This window comes from Streptomyces sp. BBFR102, from assembly GCF_051397025.1.
GTDB lineage: Bacteria > Actinomycetota > Actinomycetes > Streptomycetales > Streptomycetaceae > Streptomyces.
Window position 1 is genome coordinate 1,829,509 of sequence record NZ_CP195757.1, and the last position, 20,825, is coordinate 1,850,333.

A 20,825-nucleotide genomic window follows, 5' to 3' on the forward strand; every position below is an offset into this window, starting at 1 on the left:
TCACCGCTCCCCCTCGTACGCCGCGCCCGCCCGCCCCGTCACCTTCCACCCGGGGGTGACCCCGGGGAAGAACAGCGGCACGTCGGCTTTGACGGTGGCCTGCCAGACCGAGCCGGCGTCGGTGCAGGTGACGGTGGCGCCGGACCAGGCTGAGGGGAGGTGGCGGGTGGCGGCGGTGCGGCAGGCGTCGGGGCCGGAGTCGCCGGCGGCGTGGGCGGCGGTGGCGGCGCGGGCGCCTTCGTCGGCGGCGTTTCCGGCGAGGCTGTAGGTGTAGCCGTACAGGGCGCACTGCCAGAGCAGGGCGAGGACGACGAGGACGAGGGGGAAGATCCCGGCGAACTCCAGGGTGACGGCGCCCCGGTCGCCGTGGGCGGCCCGGCGCCTGCGGCCGGCCGGGCGGTCGGGTTCGCGAGGGCCGAGGCCCAGTTCGCCGGCGAGGCCCCAGAGGGCTTGTCTGACGGTGCTCTTGGCGTCGAGGTCCTGGACGCGTCCGGCGTCGAGGGCCGACTGGAGTTCGCGGTAGTGGGCGGGGACGGTGGTGCGGGCGACGCGGGTACCGGTGATGCGGGCGACCAGGGCGGGGGTGATCTCGGTGCCCTTGCCGTACCGGTTGACGACGGTGGTGGTCTCCTCGGCCTTGCGGATCTGGAGGCGGTCCCAGAGACGGATCTGGCGTTTGGCGGCGCGGACGGCGACCACGTCGGGGGTGAGGACGAGCAGGGCGTCGTCGGCGAGTTCGACGGCGGCGGCGTTGGCGGCGGCCATCTGGGTGCCGCAGTCGACGACGACCACGTCGTAGCGGCCGCGCAGGACGGTGACGACCTGGCGGGCGGTGCGGTCGGTGACGTCCTCGCCGCGTTCGCCCTCGGCGGGGGCGGGGATGACGGCGAGGCCGCTCTCGTGGGTGAAGACCACGTCGGCCAGGACGCGCGGGGTGACGTCGCGGATGGCGGCGAGGTCGGCGACGGAGCGGCGGAACTGCACATCGAGGTAGGAGGCGGTGTCGCCGGACTGGAGGTCGAGGTCGAGCAGGGCGGTGGAGCGGCCGGACGCCTGTGCGGCGAGGGCGAGTTGGACGGCGGTGAGAGTGGTGCCGACACCGCCCTTGGCGCCGGAGACGGTGACGACGCGACCGCCGCCGCCCGTGGCGAGGAGTTCGCGGCCGGTACCGGTGGCGAGGTGGCGGCGCATGTCGAGGGACCAGACCGCGGCGGCCTGGACGCGTTCGGCGAGCGCCTCGTAGCTCATCGGCAGGGCGACGATGCCGCGCGCCCCGGCGTCCATCGCGGCGGTGATGACGGCGGTGCCGGTGTCGGTGGTGAGCAGGACGACACCGACCGAGGGGAAGCGCCGGGTGACCTCGCGGACCACGTCGAGCGCGGGGGCCGGGCCCATCCGCTCATGGACGAGGACGACCTCGGGCAGTTCGTCGAGGGACTCGGCGGCGAGCGCGGCGAGGGTGTCGAGCAGCGCGGTCGAGTCGGGGAGCGCCTGGGCCGGCTCCGCGTCCGGGAGCTGGGCGAGCAGGGTGGCGAGGGCGCGGGCGGCGTCCTGGTCACCGGCGGCGGGGAGAATGCGCAGCGTCATCGGCCGCCTCTCACTTGTCCTCGTCGAGGGTGTACGTACGGTCGCCGCGGCGCAGCCCCTCGTCGCTGCCGGGCCCGACGAGGGCGAGGCGGACGTGGGCGGCGAACGACTCGGCGTAGGCGACGCGCTGGGCGTCGGCGGCGGAGAGGGCGAAGGTGATGGGGACGGCGTCGACGGGCTGGCGGCGCCGGTCGTCCTGGTCGGGTTCGAGGGCGGTGAGCTTGCCGACGTCGATGACGCGGGCGTTCTCCACGATGATCCGGGACTGGTCCTTCTCGCCGTCGTTCTCGGCCTTGAAGGTGGCGTAGATGTTGACCTCCGAGCCCGGGGTGATCTTGCCGGCGACACCGGTGGCCGCGTCGATCATGATGGCGATCTCCTGCTGGCCGGGGCGGACCTCGGGGCGGGCGACGATCATGTCGGTCTGGAGCAGGGAGCCCTCGCGCAGGGTGGTGACGGCGATCTTGCCGCGTATCTGGCGCAGGTCGGTGACGGCGTTCTCGGAGCGCCACCGCTCGGGCATCGACACCTTCTCGAACTGGTCGGCGCTCAGCTCCTTGTAGGGGGCGACGTCGGTCTTGAGCCGGTAGGCGGGGACCTCCGGACCGACCTTGGCGTTGACGTCCCGGACGACCGAGAGCACTCCGGCGAAGGCTCCGACGGCGCAGAGCACCGACAGGACCAGCAGCAGAACACCTCGACGCTGGCGTGCGTTCATGAGCGGGGATTCCTTGATCGGGACGGCGGCGGGGGCTGGTGGGTGCCCTCGTACGGGCGGGGGTCGGCGGGCGGTGGCCGTCCCGGCCCCCAGTCGGCGGGGGCCGCGCGCCGGGCGGGGCGCAGGGCGTGGACGCCGGTGACGGGGCCGCCGGTGGGCCCGGCGGGTATCCGGGGGCCGCCGGCGGGCGGGGTGACCCCGGCGTCGAGGGCCGGGGCGAGGCGGGGGTCCCGGGCGGCCGGCAGGGCGCGCTCGGCGGGGGCCGGGGCGGGCCGGGTGAGGGCGGGGGCGCGTTCGCGGCCACGCAGGCGGCCGGGGGCCGGGCGGGTGGCGGGCAGGGCGCGGCGGCCTCGTTCGCCCGGGGGCGGGAGGGGGGCGGCGCAGAAGGCGCAGCGGTCGCCGATGAGTTCGAGGCCGCACCAGTGGCACTCCTCGCGACGGACGGAGGAGACGAGCTGGTAGAGGACGGAGATGTCGGGGATGGCGGCGGCGAACTCGGTGAGTTTCCCGGTGCCCCACCAGTCGGCCGACTCGGCGGGCAGCTTGGTGTGGGTGACCTCGCGGACCCGCCAGGCGCGGGCGAGGGCGCCGGTCACCCCCTCGGCGGGCAGTCCGCCCTCCGCGACGACCAGGCGGGTGGGGAAGCCGGGGCCCTTCAGCCCGGGGTCCTGGTCGCCGGCAAGCCGTACGAGCTGGGGTTCGGGGCGGGCGACGACGGCGAACTGGCTGCCCGGCAGCCACGACTTGGCATGCGCCTTGAGACCGACGGGGACCTGGTCGAGGCGGGCGACGGAGCCGAGGACCGCCCCGGCGTGCAGGTAGTGGGCGAGGAGCCGGGCCGCGCTGGCGAGGACGCCCGGGGAGAAGTCGCAGATGGACAGCTGGCGCAGCTGGAGGGCGAGCAGGGCGGTGCCGAGCGGCGGCAGGTCGACGCCGACCAGGGCGAGCCGGTCGGTCTCCAGGGCGGCGCGGGCCGCGTGCAGCCGGTGGACGAGGGCGGGCGGGGCGGCGGCGGGGTGGACCACGAGGAGGTGGCCGTGGTGCTCGACGAGGGTGTGGATCTCGGCGAGGGTGCGGTCGAGGCCACCGCCGCGCTCCCCCGGTTCGGCGGACTGGAGGATGGCGGCGGGCGGGGTGTGCCGGTCGGGTGGGGGCAGCACCAGTTCAGGACTGGTGACCGCGACGGCGGTCGGCATCCAGGACACCCCCGATCCCCTCGGCGGCCCCGGCCGCCTCCGTGCTTGTCCGGCGGTCGCCCGCCGTCCGTCCGCCCGCCTCGGCGGGAACGGTCCGGCCGCCCGGCCACCCGGGCCCGACGCCCCTCATCATCGCCACAAAACTGTTCCGCCACACCGGTGTTGGTGGGTCTCCTTCGGTATCTTCCGCTCCGGTCAAGGGTGTTCGTCCGCCGCGGGTGACGCGTTCCCGTCGTTCACCCCGCCGCATGTACGCCCGTGCCCGCCGGTTCCCCCCGCGCCACCACCGGGTTCGTCCGGATCAGACGGGATCACGCCACCGGGGGGCCGACCGGCACCGATCCGCCAACTTGGCCAAAATCGTGCGGAGAATCGACGAAGTTGACCGGTTGGCGCGGAACGCTGCCGCCCAGGGCTGCCCCGGGCGGCCCACTGCGCACCCCCGGCGCCCCACTCCTGCCGGAACCCTTGACAACCCCATTGGTCTGGACCATTTTGGTGCTCATCGCGGTGGCCACCGCGCGCCGGCCTCCCGCCCCCTCACCGGTGGCGAGCCCCGTCGGCGCGTCCCCCCACGTCCGTGACTCCCCCACCGGAGGCAGCAGTGGCACGCACCTTCCCCCTCACCCACCCCGGCCGGCGCCCCTCCGCGCCCGGTCTCCACCGCCGGGCCCGGCTGACCGCCGCCCTCACCGCGGCCGTCCTCGGCGCCACCGGGCTCGCCCTCGCCGGGCCCGCGACCGCCGCCGGGGCCTCCCCCGCCCCGGCCGCCGTACCGGCGCACGCGGTCACCGGCTACTGGCAGAACTTCAACAACGGCGCGACCGTGCAGACCCTCGCCGACGTGCCGGACGCCTACGACATCATCGCCGTCTCCTTCGCCGACGCCACGGCGAACCCGGGCGAGATCACCTTCACCCTCGACTCGGCCGGGCTCGGCGGCTACACCGACGAGCAGTTCCGCGCCGACCTCGCCGCCAAGCGGGCCGACGGCAAGTCGGTGATCATCTCGGTCGGCGGCGAGAAGGGCGCGGTCGCCGTCGACGACAGCGCCTCCGCGCAGCGGTTCGCCGACAGCACGTACGCGCTGATGGAGGAGTACGGCTTCGACGGGGTCGACATCGACCTGGAGAACGGCCTCGACTCCACCTACATGACCGAGGCGCTCACCAAGCTCCACCAGAAGGCCGGGGACGGGCTGGTCCTCACCATGGCGCCGCAGACCATCGACATGCAGTCACCGCAGAACGAGTACTTCAAGACGGCGCTGGCGGTGAAGGACTTCCTGACCGTCGTCAACACGCAGTACTACAACAGCGGTTCGATGCTCGGCTGCGACGGCCAGGTCTACGCCCAGGGCACCGTCGACTTCCTCACCGCGCTCGCCTGCGTCCAGCTGGAGAACGGCCTCGACGCCTCCCAGGTCGGCCTCGGAGTCCCCGCCTCCCCGAAGGCGGCCGGGGGCGGCTACGTCGAGCCGTCCGTGGTCAACGACGCGCTGGACTGCCTGACCCGGGGCACCCACTGCGGCTCGTTCAAGCCGGAGAAGACCTACCCGTCGCTGCGCGGCGCCATGACCTGGTCGACCAACTGGGACGCCGACAGCGGCAACGCCTGGTCGAACGTGGTCGGCCCGCACGTCGACGACCTGCCGTAACCGAGGAGCCGGCCCTCGCGTCCGCTCTCCCCGCGCACCGCGGCGGCGCCGCGGTGCGTCGCGGGCCGTGCCGGATCAGCCTGCCGGCCTGCGGAAGAGCCCGCTCCACAGGAACGGCACGCCGAAGTACGGCGAGTCCTCCGGCTCCTCGTCCATCCGGCGCAGCTCGGCCTCCTCCAGCCCCGAGAAGACCCACCGCAGCTGCTCGGCGGTGTAGCCGAGGCCGCCGGCCAGCCGCTCGGGGTGCCGGTACAGCTCGGCGTCCGGGGCCGACGTACCGGAGCCCTCCTCGCCCGCCGCGAAGCAGTTGAGGACCAGGTGGCCGCCGGGGGCGAGCAGGCGGTCGAGCAGGGCGAGGTAGCTGACGCGGCGGTGCGGCGGCAGATGGTGGAAGCACCCCGAGTCGTGGATCAGGTCGTAGGGGCCGTCGAGCCCGGCCGCGTCGGGGGCGAAGGCGTCGCCGAGGTGGAAGCGGATCTCGGCGCCGGCCGCGCGGGCGCGCTCGCGGGCCCAGTCGACGGCGGCCGGCGACAGGTCCACGGCGTCGACCCGGTACCCGCGGGCGGCGAGGTGCAGCGCGTTGCGGCCGGGCCCGCAGCCCAGGTCGAGGACGCGGGCGCCGGGTTCGAGCAGCCCCTCGTCGAGGTGGCGGGCGAGGTTGGCGTCGGGCTTCGCCACGAAGAAGGGGACGGGCCGCTCACGGTCGGCGTAGAACCCGTCCCAGTGCTTGTCGGCCGCGGCCGTCCAGCGGTCGACGCCTTCCGCGAACAGCCCGTCCAGCAGCCGCAGCACGTCCTCCGCCGTCCGCACCTCGCGCCCCCGCCGCCCCGCCTCGTCCGTGCCGTACGTGCCGCCCGTCGCACCGGTGTGCTCCATCAAGGCCCCCTCTCCTCGCGAGAGGGAGAAATTACCTGCGGAACAGACGAAAGCCCAGGTCAGGAGAGATACGTCCAACTCGCCGGCGCCTCCAGGGGGGCCGCTCTCCGCCGCGCCGGGAGCGGGGTCCGGCCCGGAGGCGTACGCCCGGCCACGACCCCGTCCCGGGCCGTCCAGGGGGCTCTTCCGAGAGGGCCCGGGACGGTTCTCGCGGCGGGTCAGAGCAGTTCGGTGATCTGCTGGACGCACAGGACCACGAAGAGCAGTCCGGCGGCGGCCAGCATGGTGTTGCTGAGCCAGCCGTTGCGCCATTCCTCGGGCGTACGCCGGGAGTTGAGCAGGGCGATCAGGGTGAAGGCGAGGAACGGCATGAAGAAGGCGCCGAGCACGCCGTAGACGAGGACCAGCCCGAACGGCTGGTCCAGGAAGAGCAGCGCCATCGGCGGGAAGGTCAGCCACAGCAGGTACGCGCGGAAGGGCAGGGACGTCTCGCGCTCGCCCTTGGCGACCTCGGCGGCACCGCCCTCCTCGACGGCCTCGGCGCGGACGGCCTCCTTGCGCAGCCGCTCGACGAAGTCGGCGAACATCAGGCTGACGCCGTGCCAGACCCCGATCAGAGAGGAGAAGGAGGTGGCGAAGAAGCCGACCAGGAAGAGGGTGGCGGTGGTGGAGCCGAACCGCTGCTCCAGGACGTCGCCGAGATCGACCAGGCCCTTGTCCCCGGAGGTCAGCACGGTGTTGGTGGAGTGCAGCAGTTCGGCGCCGATGACCAGCATGGCGACGACGAAGATGCCGGTGGTGACGTAGGCGGCCCGGTTGTCCAGGCGCATCACCTTCATCCAGCCGCTGGTGGTCCACCCCTTGGCGTTCACCCAGTAGCCGTAGGCCGCCATGGTGATGGTGCCGCCGACGCCGCCGACGATGCCCAGCGTGTACAGGAGCGAGCCGTCGGGCAGCGCCGGCGCCAGGCCCGCGAGGCTCTTCGGCAGGCTCGGGCCGACACGGACGGCGACGTAGACGACCACGACGAACATCACGCCGATCATCGCGGTCATGACCTTCTCGAAGACCGCGTACCGGTTGAACCAGACGAAGACCAGGCCGAGGACGCCGGTGATCGCGGCCCACACCTTCAGACCGGGCCCGTCGGGGAAGAGCGCCACGACCGGCAGCGCCGAGGAGGACATCGCGGTGGCGCCGTAGACGAAGCCCCAGACCACGATGTACACCGCGAAGTACCAGGTGGTCCAGCGGCCCAGGCCGCGCCAGCCCTCGAAGATGGTGCGGCCGGTGGCCAGGTGCCAGCGGCCGGTCGCCTCGGCCAGCGAGATCTTCACCAGGCAGCCGATGACCGCCGCCCACAGCAGCGTGTAGCCGAACTTGCTGCCCGCGATGAGCGTCGCCACCAGGTCGCCCGCGCCGACGCCGGTGGCGGCCACCACGATGCCCGGGCCGATGTACTTCCACCTCGGTCCGCTCGGCCCCGGGTCCGCCGCCCGTGGCGCCGCTGCCGCGCCGTCCGTCTCGGTCATCCGCCTGCTCCCCGCTGTCGTGGCCGCGCCCGGGGCGCGGCCGGCGTTCGGTACGAGGAGATCAAGAAACCGTAAAGCCGGGCCCCTCACAAGGGTTGGCGCACAAATGGGGGCGCACAGGGGGGGCCGGCCGTCGGCGGGGACGGACCTGCGGCAAGGTGGCCCGGCGGGACCTTCTCCGGCCCGGTGACGTCGCTGAGGAGGCGGTCCTCGGCGCGGACCGGCCCACCTGGACGCCGTCGGGTTGGGCGGCGCCCTTGGCGCGGGCGGTAGCGGTCCCCCTGGGTCCTCGGCGAGCAGCGGCGCGGCGGTCTCCGCCATCCGGTGGGACTCGGCGATCAGGTCGTCCGTGGAGGCCGGGCCGAGCAGGGGAGGCGTAGCGCACCGCCCCGGCCGCCGCCCGCAGTTCGGGGTGGGCGGGCCGTCGTCTCCGTCCTCGGCGCCGTCCCGGTGGAAGCCGTCACCGAGGGGCGGAAGGCGGCCCGGCGGCGTCGGGTTCGCGGCCTCCCGTCGACCGGCGCCCATCCGGCGTACGCGGCCCCCGCGTCGGCCCGCGCCTGTGGGGGAAGGCGGGGTCCGGCGGCTGCGGGCTGATCTCGGGCGGCATGGACGGGCTCCCGCCGTACGGCCGCGTGGAGGCGGGACGCGGCCCCCCACCCCCCGTCCTACGCAGGGGAGTTGGCGCGGCCCGTCCGGCCTCCGCCCGGTCGGCGGCCCGCGCCGCGCTCGCCCCGCCGGACCCCGTACCCGGCTGCGGCCCCCGCCGCCACGTGGACGGTCCCGGCCGCGCCCCAGGTCAGGCAGGCGTCGCGGACCGGCGGGCTCTCGAAGCGGCTGGGGACCAGGAGCAGGGGGTCGGCGAGGACGCGTACCCGGTCGCCCACGTGGTGCGTGCGGCAGCCGGAGGTGGTGGGCGGCAGGGGGCGGCCCCGGAGGTCGGCGAGATCGCAGCGGGGTCCGGTGCGGGCGCGCAGGTCGCGGGTGACGACGGCGGAGACCCATTCGCCGCGCGTCAGCAACAGGGCGTCCTGGAAGGCGACGGAGGCGAAGCCGATGATCCAGAGTCCCGCGAGGAAGTGCGGCAGGACGTACCGCCAGGGGCGTGCGGCGGCCACCAGGGCGCCGAACAGGGCGAGTCCCAGGGCGATCCCGGCGACGCCGCCCGCACGCCCGGCCACCCCGCCGAGCAACAGCACCACCAGCAGGGCGGTGGCTCCGGCGGCGACCGCGGCGCGGAGGGAGGTACGGCACTCCGGCGTCGCGCGCCGGCGGGGCGCGGCCGGGAGCGGACGGGCCGGGACGGCGGGGCGGCACACCCCGCCGCCGGTACACCAGGCGCCGTCGTCACCGGGGTCCGGGCCCGCGTCGCCCGCGCGGGGGGCCGCCCCGTCCGCCCCGCCGGACGCGCTGCCGCTCTCCGTACGGGTGGTCCTGTCGCCCATCGTCGTCCGGCCTCTCCGCATCCGTCTGGCTCGCCGGACCCCATCCCCCACGGACGGGGCGGACAGCCCTCCCGTCACCCACCCGGCGGGCGTACGGCGTTTCAGCGCGCGCCCCCGCACACATCCCCGGCAGGCCGGCGCCCCCGCGCGCCGGGGGGGGAGGGGCGGGGGCGCCGGGCGGGCGGTCCGGAGAGTCAGCCCAGGACGGCGAGGGCGTCGATCTCGACGAGGAGGCCCTCGGGGAGGCCGACGTAGACGGTGGTGCGGGCGGCCGGCGGGGCCTGGAGGTCCTGCTCCGCGAAGTACTGGTCGTAGATCTCGTTCAGCTCCGCGAAGTGGCCGGTGTCGGTGAGGTAGACGCGCATCATCATGACGTCGTCCCAGCCCGCGCCGGCCTCCTCCAGGATCGCCTTGACGTTGGCGAGGGTCTGGAGGGTCTGCTCGCGCAGCGTCGGCCCGGCCGGGGTCGGCGCCCGGCCTTCGACGGCGGGCAGGAAGCCGACCTGGCCGGCGACCTGGAGGATGTTGCCCTTGCGCACCCCGTGCGAGAACCGCGCGGGCGGCGTGGTGTGGGTGGCCGGGGTGAAGGCGGTCTTGGTGAGGGGCGTGGTGGCGTCGCTCATGGTCTCTTTCCGTTGCTACTCGGTGGGGTCCTGCTCGGCCGGGACGGGGGCGCTGCCCGAGTACTCGCGGCTGATCGCGTCGGCGGTGCGGCGGACCAGCGGGAGCAGCGCGAGGAGTTCCTCGGCGGTGACGACGACGTTGGGGGCGGAGACCGACATGGCGGCCACCACCCGGCCGTCGGGGCCCCGGACGGGCGCGGCCACGCAGTTGATCGACTCCTCGTGGCCGCCGAGGTCGGTGGCCCAGCCCTGTTCGCGCACGAGCGCCAGCTCCTTGAGGAAGGCGGCGGCGTCGGGTGTCGAACGGGGCGTGTACTGGGGGTAGTCGAGGCGTTCGGCGAGGGTGCGGCGCTCGGTCTCGGGGAGGTCGGCGAGGATCAGTTTGGCGACGGCGGCCACCGTGAGGGCGACGGGCTTGCCGATCCGGGAGTACATCCGGACCGGGTAGCGGCTGTCCACCTTGTCGATGTAGAGGACCTCGTGGTCCTCGTGGACGGCTAGGTGCACGGTGTGGCCGCAGCGGTCGTTGAGGGCGACCAGGTGCGGGTGGGCGATCTCGCGCACGTCGAGGTTCTCCACCGCCTCCTGGGCCAGCGTGAAGAGGCGGGCACCGAGCCGGTAGCGCTGATCGGCCTGGCGGTGGACGAGGCCGTGCTCATGCAGGGTGCGCAGCAGCCGCAGCGCGGTGGACTTGTGGACGCCGAGCCGGTCGGCGACCTTGCCGAGGTCGGCGGGGCCCTCGGCGAGCAGCGGCAGGATGCTGAGCGCGCGGTCGACGGTCTGGCTCATGGGACGCGTACCTCCTCGGCGGCCCCCGCCCGGGTCCAGCCGGGGCCAAGGCGCAGTCTCCCCCACGCCGCCTCGTCGAGCGCGGCCAGGCCGTCGGCGTGGGAGCGGGCCGGGGGCTCGGCGAGGTCGCCGGGGACGGTGAGGGCGGCGGCGGCCAGGAGGTGGCCGTGGCGCAGCCGGTCGCGGGCGGGCAGGCCGCGCAGCAGGGCGGAGAGGAAGCCGGCGGCGAAGGCGTCGCCCGCGCCGACGGGCGCGACCACGTCGACGGCGGGCGCCGGCTCCTCGGTCACCGTCTGTCCGTCGTAGGCGAGGGCGCCCCGCCCGGCGCGTTTGACGACGAGGTGACGGGGGCCCGGCAGGGCGGCGCGGATCGCCTCGGGGGTGCGCAGGCCCCAGACCTCGGCCGCCTCGTCCTCGCCGACCAGGACGAGGTCGGCGCGCCCGGCCAGTTCGGCGAGGACGGCGGGCCCGTCGGTGCGCCCCCGCCAGAGCCGGGGGCGGTGGTTGACGTCGAAGGAGACGAGGGGGCGGCCGGGGCGGGGGGCGGTCAGCGCGCGGAGCAGGGCGAGGCAGCCGGCGGAGAGGGCGGCGGTGATCCCGGTGAGGTGGAGGACGCGGGTGGCGGCGAGGTGCGCGTACGGGACGGTGTCCGGGCTCATCGCGGAGGCGGCCGAGCCGTGCCGGTAGTAGGCGACCTCGTGGCCCGCGGCGCCCCGGTCGTCGGCGGTGCGGAAGTAGAGGCCGGTGGGGCGGTCGGGGTCGCGGGTGACGGCGGTGGTGTCGGTGCCGTAGGCGGCGACGGCGGCGAGCAGGTGGTCGCCGAAGCCGTCGGTGCCGACCCGGCTGACCCAGCGGGCGCGGTGCCCGGCGGCGGCGAGCGCGCAGGCGACGTTGGACTCGGCGCCGCCGATGGCGCGGGTGAAGGAGGGGACGTCGGCGAGGGGGCCCGGCCGGTCGGGCAGGAAGGCGACCATGGATTCGCCGAGGCAGACGACGTCCCAGTCGGCGGTGGGGCGCGGGGCGGGGTCTCCCGCTGCTGTCACGGCGTGCTCCTTGCGGTGGGCCTCCCGGCGCCCGGTCGGCGGCGGGTCGGTCGGCGGCGCCCGCACCACCGTCCGGGTGGCCTCCGGGTGGCGCCGGACGGGTGCGGTGCGGCCGGGGCGGGTTCGCGCACCGTTGACCCGGCATCGTCGGGGATGTTAGACAGCTCGGAGCGTTCTCCGCAACGAGCGTTGCACACCACGCAACATGCGCGCCATCAAGCCGCCACGCTCGATACGCCCGCCCGCACCACCGCCCTCCGGGAGGCCCCCTTGCCGTCCGCCGCCGAGCAGCCCGCCACCCCGCACGGCACCTCCGTGCCCGCCCGCGCCGCCGGGCACGCCTTCGCCGACCCGGAGGGTGCCCGCGTCGCCGCCGAGCGCGCCGCCCGCCTCGGCGAGGAGCGGATCGGCCCGCGCTTCAAGGGACTGCCGCCGGACGCCGACGGCCTGACCGTGGGCGCGCTGGCGGCCGAGCGCCGCTCGCTGTTCACCGGCGGCTTCACCACCCCGGTCCTCACCCTCGACGCGGCCTCCCTCGCCCACAACCTGTCGCTGCTGGAGAGCTACACCGAGCGCCACGGCCTCGCCTTCGCCCCGCACGGCAAGACCTCGATGGCCCCCGAGCTGTTCGCCCGCCAGCTGGCCCACGGCGCCTGGGGCATCACCGTCGCCGTCCCCCACCAGGCGCGGGTGGCCCGCGAGTTCGGGGTCCGCCGGATCTTCCTCGCCAACGAGCTGGTCGACACCGCCGCCCTCACCGCCCTCACCGCCGACCTCGACGCCGATCCCGGGTTCCAGCTCCTCGTGTACGTCGACTCGGTGCGCGGCGTCGAGCTGATGGACCGGGCCCGCCGCGCGGCGGGCGCCCAGCGCCCGCTGGACGTCGTGGTGGAGCTGGCGGCGGGCGAGGGCGCGCGGACCGGCGTCCGCGACGAGGCGGGGTGCCGCGCCGTCGCCGACGCGGTCGAGGCCGGCGACACGCTGCGCCTCGCGGGCGTCGCCGGGTACGAGGGGGAGGTGCCGGACGCCGACCCGGAGCGGGTCCGCGCCTGGCTGCGCCGGCTCACTGCCCTCGCCGCGGCCTTCGACGCCGAGGGCCGGTTCGCCGACCTCGACCAGATCGTGGTGAGCGCGGGCGGCAGCGCCTGGTTCGACGCGGTCGCCGACGTCTTCGCCGAACTGCCGCCGCTCACCAGGCCGGTGCTGAAGCTGCTCCGCTCGGGCGCGTACGTCTCGCACGACGACGGGCACTACCGGCACATCACGCCGTTCAACCGGGTCCCCGGGGAGGGCGCGCTGCGGCCCGCCTTCCGGCTCTGGGCGCAGGTCGTCTCCCGCCCGAGCGCGGACCAGGCGTTCGTCAACGCGGGCAAGCGCGACGCCGCCTACGACCTGCACCTGCCCGAGGCCCAGGTGGTCCGCTGCGCCCGCACCGGCGCGCTCCGCCCCGCCCGCGGCATCACCCTCACCGGCCTCTCCGACCAGCACGGCTGGCTCGCCACCGAGGCGGAGGCGGAACTGGAGGTCGGCGACTGGGTCGGCCTCGGCCTCTCCCACCCGTGCACCTCCTTCGACAAGTGGCAGCTCATCCCGGTCACCGAGGCCGACGGCACCGTCACCGAGCTGGTCCGCACCTTCTTCTGAGCCACCGCGCACCACCGAGAGGCCCCCCATGGATCTCGTCCTGCGGGACGCCCGCGTCGTCGACGGCACCGGCGGCCCCTCCTACCGGGCCGACGTCGCCGTCGCGGGCGGCCGGATCGCCGCCGTCCACCGCGCGGGGGCGGGCGGTCCGCGCCCGGACGCCCGCCGCGCCGTCGACGCCTCGGGCCTCGCCCTCGCCCCCGGCTTCATCGACATGCACGCCCACAGCGACCTGGCCCTGTTGCGCGACCCGGACCACAGCGCCAAGGCCGCGCAGGGCGTCACCCTCGAAGTCCTGGGCCAGGACGGCCTGTCGTACGCGCCGGTGGACGACCGCACCCTCGCCGGGGTCCGCACCCAGATCGCCGGCTGGAACGGCGGCGGCCCCGGCGACGACCGGATCGCCTTCGACTGGCGCACCGTCGGCGCATACCTCGACCGCCTCGACTCCGCCTTCGCGGGCGCCGGGTACGACGGCGAGGGCATCGCGGTCAACGCCGCCTACCTCGTCCCTCAGGGCACCGTCCGCGTGCACGCGATGGGCTGGGAGGACCGCGCCCCCACCCCCGCCGAACTGGACCGCATGCGCCGCCTCGTCGCCGAGGGCCTGGAACAGGGCGCCGTCGGCCTCTCCTCCGGCCTCACCTACACCCCCGGCATGTACGCCTCCGACGCCGAACTCACCGCACTGTGCCGGGTGGTGGCCTCGTACGGCGGCTACTACTGCCCGCACCACCGCAGTTACGGGGCGGGCGCGCTGGAGGCGTACGAGGAGATGGTGGCGCTCAGCCGGGAGGCGGGGTGCGCGCTGCACCTGGCGCACGCCACGATGAACTTCGGCGTCAACGCGGGCCGGGCGGGCGACCTGCTCGCGCTGCTCGACAGGGCGCTGGCGGCCGGGGCCGACATCAGCCTGGACACCTACCCGTACACCCCGGGCGCCACCACCCTCGTCGCCGTGCTGCCCTCCTGGGCGGCGGAGGGCGGCCCGGACGCGCTGCTGGCCCGGCTCGCCGACCCGGTGGCCGCCGCCCGGATACGCGCCGATCTGGAGGTGACCGGCTCCGACGGCTGCCACGGCGTCCCCGTCGACTGGCGGACCATCGAGGTCTCCGGCACCGCCGACCCCGCGCTCGCCCCCTACGTCGGCCGGACCGTCGCCGCCTCGGCCGCCGCGCGGGGCGAGGAGCCGTGGACGACGGCGGTGCGGCTGCTCACCGAGGACCGGCTCGGCACCTCGATCCTCCAGCACGTCGGCCACGAGGAGAACGTGCGAGCGATCATGCGCCACCGCGTCCACACCGGCGGTTCGGACGGCATCCTCCAGGGCGCCAAGCCCCACCCGCGCGCCTACGGCACCTTCCCGCACTACCTCGGCCGCTACGTCCGCGAACTGGGCCTGCTCTCCCTGGAGGAGTGCGTCGCCCACCTCACCGCCCGCCCCGCCGCCCGGCTGCGCCTGCCCGACCGGGGCCTGGTCCGCGCGGGATACCGCGCCGACCTGGTCCTCTTCGACCCGGACACGGTCGCCTCCGGTGCCACCTTCGACGCGCCGCGCACCGCGCCGGCCGGCATCCCGCACGTCCTGGTCGACGGCCGCTTCACCGTCGAGGACGGCCGCCGCACCCAGGTCCTGGCCGGCCGCTCGGTCCGCCGCACCCCGTACCGGGGGCGCTGACGCGGACCGGGCGGCGCGGGGCCGCTCAGCCCCGCTGCCAGAGCGCGGGCGCGTGCGGCGGCTCCCAGCCCGCCGCCGCCCGGTGCGACGGGCAGGGGGAGTCGGCGAAACCGTAGCGGTGCCGCCACCTCACCCGGGAGATCGCGCCCCCTTCCACGGCGTTACGCCTCGGACCCCTCCGCCACCCCGAGCAGCGCCTTCGCCTCCGCCGGTGCCGTCGCGAGCGACCCCGCGCCGTAGGGCGGGCGCGGGTCGTACTCCAGCGCCAGCTGGTACGCCTGCGCGTGGGCCGGCGAGGCGAGCCGGGCGGCCAGGGTGATCGCCAGGTCGATGCCGGCGGAGACCCCGGCGCCGGTGATCAGGCGGTCGCCGGGGTGGGCGACGACCCGCTCGGGCGTGTAGGTCGCGCCGTGGGACTCCAGTTCGCGGACGGCGTTCCAGTGGGTGGTGGCGGTCTTCCCGGCCAGCAGCCCGGCGGCGCCGAGGAGGAGGGCGCCGGTGCAGACGGAGGCGGTCCAGCGGGTGGTGGAGTGGACGGCGGTGATCCACTCCAGCAGGGCGGGGTCGTCCACATCGCGGCGGGCGCCGGGACCGCCGGGCACGAGCAGGACGTCTGCCTCACGGACGTCGGCGCGGGCGTGGGTGGCGAGCAGGCTGAGACCACCCGCCCCGTCGCGCACCGCGTCCCCCGCCCCCTCACCGGCGAGGACGATCTCCGCCCCCGGCAGCATCCGGAGGATCTCGTAGGGGCCGACGAGGTCGAGGGCGGTGAAGCCGTCGAAGAGGGGGAAGACGATACGCACGCGGGCTCCGGTACGGGTCGGCGGTCGCCCGGGCGGGGCCCCGGGCCGCCTCATTCTCGACGGAGGCCCGCCCGGGACGGACCCTCCCGGGCCACCGATGCGGCGAAGGTCACGTTCCCTTTTCCGGAGCGCGCACGGCCTCGGACACCTACGCGCACCCGCCATCGGATCGCAAGCGGAATCGCATCCCCGGCTGAGGGAACGATGGCGCGCCGACCGTCCCGACAGGGAATGGGCCGGTGCGGGCGTTTCGCGGCCTGCACCGCACCCACCCCGCAAAGGGGGTGTTCACTGACTTTCCCGGCGTATCGCTTGGCCCAAATCGTGAAGCGGACCGGGAAACGCGGTCGTAAGCTCACGGACATGCAGGTGATCCAGTCCACGAAGCTCGCCAACGTCTGCTACGAGATCCGGGGTCCGGTGCTGGAGGAGGCGATGCGGCTGGAGGCAGCCGGCCACCGCATCCTCAAGCTCAACACGGGCAACCCGGCGGCGTTCGGTTTCGAGTGCCCGCCCGAGATCCTGGAGGACATCCTCCGCAACGTCGGCTCCGCCCACGGGTACGGCGACGCCAAGGGGCTGCTCGCGGCGCGGCGCGCGGTGGTGATGCACTACCAGACGCTGGGCGTGGAGACCGACGTCGAGCACGTCTTCATGGGCAACGGCGTCTCCGAGCTGATCACCATGGCGATGCAGGGCCTCCTCGACGATGGCGACGAGGTCCTCGTCCCGGCCCCCGACTACCCGCTGTGGACCGCCTCGGTCGCCCTGGCGGGCGGTACGGCGGTGCACTACCGGTGCGACGAGGAGTCGGACTGGATGCCGGACCTGGCCGACGTCGAGCGGAAGATCACCGACCGCACCAAGGCCCTGGTCATCATCAACCCGAACAACCCGACCGGCGCCGTCTACAGCGACGAGATGCTGCGCTCCCTCACCGACATCGCCCGGCGCCACAACCTGATGGTCTGCTCCGACGAGATCTACGACAAGATCCTCTACGACGGCGCCACCCACACCCCGACCGCCGCCATCGCCCCGGACCTGCTGACGCTGACCTTCAACGGCATGTCGAAGGCGTACCGCGTGGCCGGTTACCGCTCGGGCTGGCTGGCCCTCTCGGGCCCGAAGGCGCACGCCCAGTCGTACATCGAGGGCCTGAACATCCTCTCCAACATGCGGCTCTGCGCCAACATGCCCGCCCAGCACGGCGTGGTCGCCGCGCTCACCGGACGGCAGACCGTCCAGGACCTGGTCCTGCCCGGCGGCCGGCTCCTGGAGCAGCGTGACGCCGCGTACGACCTGCTGACCCAGATCCCCGGCGTCACCTGCGTGAAGCCGAAGGGCGCCCTCTACCTCTTCCCGCGCCTGGACCCGAAGGTCTACAAGATCAAGGACGACCGGCAGATGATCTTCGACCTGCTGCGCCAGGAGCGGATCATGTGCGTGCAGGGGACCGGGTTCAACTGGCCCGACCCCGACCACTTCCGCATCGTGACCCTGCCGGCGGCGGAGGACCTCAAGGAGGCCGTGACCCGCATCGGGCACTTCCTCGACGGGTACAGCCAGCCCTGACCGGCACCCCCACGACCGCACGACCGCATGACGACAAGGAGCCCGCTTCGGGCTCCTTGTCCCGTTCCCGGCCGCGGAGCGAGCCGATCCGGACCCCTCCCCAGACCGGCGACAACTTTAGACTGATTCCAATGTAGGATGGCGCTCAAGCACGAAGCTGGAGGCCGTCCTCATGTACGAACCGATCCGCACCACGTCGGCGCACACCCTCCCGGACGACGCCGACTTCCCGCACCGCAGCCGCGAGGAGGAGCTGGACATCCAGCTCGCGGGGCACCTCTCGGCCCTGCTCGCCGTCACCGACGAACTGCGCACCCTGCGCCCGGACCCGTCGCTGGACGACGCGGCCGAGCAGCTCTCCGGCACCGTCGCCCGGCTGCGCCGGGGCGGCCCGCCGGTCAGGTCCGCCGTGGCCGCCGCCATCCACGAGCCGCGGCTCGCCGCCCTCCACCAGCGCGCCCACGCCCTCGCGGGCCGGGCCCTGGTCGTCGCCGCCTCGCGCGCCGACACGGCGGCGGCCATCCTGGCGGCCCGCCGGATGGACGCCCACGAGGCCGGCCGCCGGGAGTACGCGACCGCCGCCTGACCGGGACGGAGGTCCGGACACGGGAATCCGGACACGGAAAAGGGCCGGCCCCCGCACGCCGTTGTGCGGGGGCCGGCCTTCCGCGTACCCCGGCTGGACCACCGGGCGCGGAGGGTGCGTGCGACGCGGACGCCTCAGGTGCTCGTACACCGTCGGCCTCCGCGTGTTACGCGGGTACGCCTGCCGCGTGGGCGCTCGTGACACGCCACGCGGCAGGCGGGCTCTGCTCAGCCCAGGCGCTCGACCAGGGCGCGGTGCTCGTCCCACAGCTCCTTGGGCGTGTGGTCGCCGAAGGTGTTGAAGTGGCCGGGGACCAGTGCGGCCTCCTCGCGCCAGGCGCCCTTGTCGACGGTGAGCAGGAAGTCGAGGTCGGTGTCGGAGATGTCCAGGCCCTCGGTGTCCAGCGACTCCTTGGTGGGCAGCACGCCGATCGGCGTCTCGACGCCCTCGGCGGTGCCGTCCAGGCGCTCCACGATCCACTTCAGGACGCGGCTGTTCTCGCCGAAACCGGGCCAGACGAACTTGCCCGCGTCGTTCTTGCGGAACCAGTTGACGTAGTAGATCTTCGGCAGCTTCGCCTGGTCCTTGTCGGCGCCGACCTTGACCCAGTGGGCCATGTAGTCGCCCATGTTGTAGCCGCAGAAGGGCAGCATCGCGAAGGGGTCGCGGCGCAGCTCGCCGACCTTGCCCTCGGCGGCGGCGGTCTTCTCGGAGGCGACGTTGGCGCCCAGGAAGACGCCGTGGTTCCAGCTGAGCGACTCGGTGACCAGCGGCACGGCGGTGGCGCGGCGGCCACCGAAGAGGATGGCCGAGATCGGCACGCCCTTGGGGTCCTCCCACTCCGGCGCGATGATCGGGCACTGGCCGGCCGGGACGGTGAAGCGGGCGTTGGGGTGGGCGGCGGGCGTGGCGGACTCGGGGGTCCAGTCGTTGCCCTTCCAGTCGGTGAGGTGGGCCGGCGGCTCCTCGGTCATGCCCTCCCACCAGACGTCGCCGTCGTCGGTGAGCGCGACGTTGGTGAAGACGGAGTTGCCCCACATGGTCTTCATGGCGTTGGCGTTGGTGTGCTCGCCGGTGCCGGGCGCGACGCCGAAGAAACCGGCCTCCGGGTTGATCGCGTAGAGGCGGCCGTCCTCGCCGAAGCGCATCCAGGCGATGTCGTCGCCGATGGTCTCCACGGTCCAGCCGGAGATGGTCGGCTCCAGCATGGCGAGGTTGGTCTTGCCGCAGGCCGAGGGGAAGGCGGCGGCGACGTACTTGGCCTCGCCGCGCGGCGGGGTGAGCTTGAGGATGAGCATGTGCTCGGCGAGCCAGCCCTCGTCGCGGGCCATCACGGAGGCGATGCGCAGGGCGTAGCACTTCTTGCCGAGCAGGGCGTTGCCGCCGTAGCCGGAGCCGTAGGACCAGATCTCGCGGTCCTCGGGGAAGTGCGAGATGTACTTGGTGGAGTTGCACGGCCACGGGACGTCCTGCTCGCCCTCGGCGAGCGGCGCGCCGAGGGTGTGGACGGCCTTGACGAAGTCGCCGTCCTCACCGAGCTCTTCGAGCACGGCGCTGCCCATGCGGGTCATGGTGCGCATGGAGACGGCGACATAGGCGGAGTCGGTGATCTCGACGCCCATGGCCGAGAGCGGCGAACCGACCGGGCCCATGCAGAACGGCACCACGTACATCGTGCGGCCACGCATCGAGCCGCGGAAGACGCCCTGCTCACCGGCGAAGACCTCCCGCATCTCGGCGGGGTCCTTCCAGTGGTTGGTCGGGCCCGCGTCCTGCTCCTCGACGGAGCAGATGAAGGTGCGGTCCTCGACGCGGGCGACGTCCGAGGGGTCGGAGGCGGCGTAGTAGGAGTTGGGGCGCTTGACCGGGTCCAGCTTCGTGAAGGTGCCCTTGGCCACCAGTTCCTCGGCGAGACGCTCGTACTCGGCCTGCGAACCGTCGCACCAGACCACCCGGTCCGGCTGCGTCAGTTCGGCGATCTCGTCCACCCAGGCGACGAGTTCCCGGTGGTCGGTGGGGGCAGGGGGAGCCGCGATGTCGCGCGCCACGATCGCTCCTAAATGAGGGTGAGAGAGGTGAGTGCCCCGTGGGGGCCGCGACCCGGACGCTTCGTAGCCGCTCATCCGGTGCCGACCGCACTCATTTGATCATCCGCCTGTCGCGCCCATATGTCCAGGGGGCCGCCCACGTGAGCATCGCCACGTATCGGACACACTCGGCGGACTCGGCGGCGCGTCCGAAGGCGGCCCCCGGGCGCCCGCGCGGCACCTCGGGAGGGAGGCCGCTGACTCGGTACCTACGGAGCCGTAGCTACCATGCCGAACATGACTCAGCCCGCCCCCGAGGCGACGACCTCCCCGTCGAAGGGTCCGACCGCGGCCACGCTCGCGGCCGAGATCCCCGCCATCGTCAAGCCCAAGCTCCGCGGCTGGCTGCACGCCGGAATGTTCCCGGCCGTCGTCATCGCGGGTCTGACCCTGACCGCGTTCACCGATTCCACCCGGGGGCGCATCGCCTGCGCGGTCTACGCCCTCAGCGCCTGCCTGCTCTTCGGCGTCAGCGCCCTGTACCACCGGGGCACGTGGGGGCCGCGCGGCGAGGCCGTCCTGCGCCGTCTCGACCACGCCAACATCTTCCTGATCATCGCGGGCACCTACACCCCCCTGACGATGCTGCTGCTCCCCGAGGCCAAGGGGCGGTGGCTGCTGTGGGGCATCTGGGCCGCGGCGCTGGCCGGCATACTCTTCCGCGTCTTCTGGGTGGGCGCGCCCCGCTGGCTCTACACCCCCTGCTACATCGCGATGGGCTGGGCCGCCGTCTTCTTCCTCCCCGACTTCATGCGCGCGGGCGGTGTCGCCGTCCTCGTCCTCGTCGTGGTGGGCGGCCTCCTCTACAGCGCCGGCGGCATCATCTACGGCCTCAAGCGCCCGAACCCCTCCCCGCGCTACTTCGGTTTCCACGAGGTCTTCCACTCGCTGACCCTCGCGGCCTTCGTCGTCCACTACATCGGGATCTCGTTCGTCGCCTACCAGCGCGGATGACGACACCGGGACGGGCTCCGGAACCGGCGCCCCGG

At 74.3% G+C, this 20,825-nt stretch carries 17 protein-coding genes; 6 read left to right on the plus strand and 11 right to left on the minus strand.

All coding sequences use genetic code 11. From position 1 onward, the window contains the following. From ACSLIC_RS08160 to ACSLIC_RS08170, 3 genes are read right to left on the minus strand one after another with little or no spacing between them, the layout of a single operon-like run. A complete protein-coding gene (locus ACSLIC_RS08160; RefSeq protein ID WP_436737019.1) occupies nucleotides 1-1,587 on the minus strand; it encodes an AAA family ATPase in 1,587 nt (528 codons plus the stop codon). 10 nt (nucleotides 1,588-1,597) lie between these two features. Then, nucleotides 1,598-2,305 carry a Flp pilus assembly protein CpaB gene (gene cpaB, locus ACSLIC_RS08165; protein ID WP_436737020.1) on the minus strand — a complete coding sequence of 236 codons (708 nt, stop codon included), beginning with the start codon at nucleotides 2,303-2,305 and terminating at the stop codon, nucleotides 1,598-1,600. Further along, complete coding sequence (locus tag ACSLIC_RS08170) at nucleotides 2,302-3,501, minus strand: hypothetical protein (RefSeq protein ID WP_436737021.1); 1,200 nt, start codon at nucleotides 3,499-3,501, stop codon at nucleotides 2,302-2,304. Before ACSLIC_RS08170 ends, cpaB begins: the two co-directional genes overlap by 4 nt. Nucleotides 3,502-4,105: 604 nt before the next feature. Between ACSLIC_RS08170 and ACSLIC_RS08175 the strand changes: the two genes are divergently transcribed. Continuing rightward, on the plus strand, nucleotides 4,106-5,158 hold the full coding sequence (locus ACSLIC_RS08175) for a chitinase (RefSeq protein ID WP_436737022.1): 1,053 nt from the start codon (nucleotides 4,106-4,108) through the stop codon (nucleotides 5,156-5,158). Nucleotides 5,159-5,233: 75 nt separating this feature from the next. Here ACSLIC_RS08175 and ACSLIC_RS08180 read toward each other — a convergent pair whose 3' ends face one another. The 6 genes from ACSLIC_RS08180 to ACSLIC_RS08205 all read right to left on the minus strand — a co-directional run bounded on the left by ACSLIC_RS08180 (nucleotide 5,234) and on the right by ACSLIC_RS08205 (nucleotide 11,394). Then, nucleotides 5,234-6,034: an SAM-dependent methyltransferase gene (locus ACSLIC_RS08180; RefSeq protein ID WP_436737023.1), complete on the minus strand. Its 801-nt coding sequence runs from the start codon at nucleotides 6,032-6,034 to the stop codon at nucleotides 5,234-5,236. A 218-nt stretch (nucleotides 6,035-6,252) separates the two neighbouring features. Beyond that, the gene (locus tag ACSLIC_RS08185; RefSeq protein ID WP_436737024.1) at nucleotides 6,253-7,566 is read right to left on the minus strand and encodes an Nramp family divalent metal transporter; all 1,314 of its coding nucleotides are present in this window, start codon (nucleotides 7,564-7,566) and stop codon (nucleotides 6,253-6,255) included. A 665-nt stretch (nucleotides 7,567-8,231) separates the two neighbouring features. Continuing rightward, nucleotides 8,232-9,008, minus strand: coding sequence for a hypothetical protein (locus ACSLIC_RS08190; RefSeq protein ID WP_436737025.1), 777 nt, complete (start codon nucleotides 9,006-9,008; stop codon nucleotides 8,232-8,234). Between the two features lie 194 nt (nucleotides 9,009-9,202). Then, entirely contained in the window at nucleotides 9,203-9,631 is a 429-nt protein-coding gene (locus tag ACSLIC_RS08195) for a RidA family protein (protein WP_436737026.1), read from the minus strand. A gap of 15 nt (nucleotides 9,632-9,646) precedes the next feature. After that, nucleotides 9,647-10,420 (minus strand): IclR family transcriptional regulator, encoded by a 774-nt coding sequence (locus ACSLIC_RS08200; protein WP_436737027.1) that lies wholly within the window; start codon nucleotides 10,418-10,420, stop codon nucleotides 9,647-9,649. Beyond that, entirely contained in the window at nucleotides 10,417-11,394 is a 978-nt protein-coding gene (locus tag ACSLIC_RS08205; RefSeq protein ID WP_436740312.1) for a sugar kinase, read from the minus strand. The genes ACSLIC_RS08200 and ACSLIC_RS08205 overlap by 4 nt, the downstream gene beginning before the upstream one ends. A 339-nt stretch (nucleotides 11,395-11,733) precedes the next feature. Here ACSLIC_RS08205 and ACSLIC_RS08210 point away from each other — a divergent pair, with 339 nt between their 5' ends. Then, nucleotides 11,734-13,107: an alanine racemase gene (locus ACSLIC_RS08210; protein ID WP_436737028.1), complete on the plus strand. Its 1,374-nt coding sequence runs from the start codon at nucleotides 11,734-11,736 to the stop codon at nucleotides 13,105-13,107. A gap of 28 nt (nucleotides 13,108-13,135) precedes the next feature. Continuing rightward, the gene (locus tag ACSLIC_RS08215; RefSeq protein WP_436737029.1) at nucleotides 13,136-14,785 is read left to right on the plus strand and encodes an N-acyl-D-amino-acid deacylase family protein; all 1,650 of its coding nucleotides are present in this window, start codon (nucleotides 13,136-13,138) and stop codon (nucleotides 14,783-14,785) included. A gap of 161 nt (nucleotides 14,786-14,946) precedes the next feature. Here the strand turns inward: ACSLIC_RS08215 and ACSLIC_RS08220 are convergent, their stop codons facing one another. Further along, complete coding sequence (locus tag ACSLIC_RS08220) at nucleotides 14,947-15,588, minus strand: DJ-1/PfpI family protein (RefSeq protein WP_436737030.1); 642 nt, start codon at nucleotides 15,586-15,588, stop codon at nucleotides 14,947-14,949. A 363-nt stretch (nucleotides 15,589-15,951) separates the two neighbouring features. Here ACSLIC_RS08220 and ACSLIC_RS08225 point away from each other — a divergent pair, with 363 nt between their 5' ends. Further along, nucleotides 15,952-17,163 carry a pyridoxal phosphate-dependent aminotransferase gene (locus ACSLIC_RS08225; protein ID WP_436737031.1) on the plus strand — a complete coding sequence of 404 codons (1,212 nt, stop codon included), beginning with the start codon at nucleotides 15,952-15,954 and terminating at the stop codon, nucleotides 17,161-17,163. Nucleotides 17,164-17,335: 172 nt separating this feature from the next. Further along, nucleotides 17,336-17,749 carry a hypothetical protein gene (locus tag ACSLIC_RS08230; RefSeq protein WP_436737032.1) on the plus strand — a complete coding sequence of 138 codons (414 nt, stop codon included), beginning with the start codon at nucleotides 17,336-17,338 and terminating at the stop codon, nucleotides 17,747-17,749. Between the two features lie 227 nt (nucleotides 17,750-17,976). Here the strand turns inward: ACSLIC_RS08230 and ACSLIC_RS08235 are convergent, their stop codons facing one another. Further along, entirely contained in the window at nucleotides 17,977-19,797 is a 1,821-nt protein-coding gene (locus ACSLIC_RS08235; RefSeq protein WP_436737033.1) for a phosphoenolpyruvate carboxykinase (GTP), read from the minus strand. Nucleotides 19,798-20,064: 267 nt separating this feature from the next. On the opposite strand from ACSLIC_RS08235, the gene trhA reads away from it, so the two are divergent. Further along, complete coding sequence (gene trhA, locus ACSLIC_RS08240; protein ID WP_436737034.1) at nucleotides 20,065-20,790, plus strand: PAQR family membrane homeostasis protein TrhA; 726 nt, start codon at nucleotides 20,065-20,067, stop codon at nucleotides 20,788-20,790. Nucleotides 20,791-20,825 lie beyond the last annotated feature (35 nt).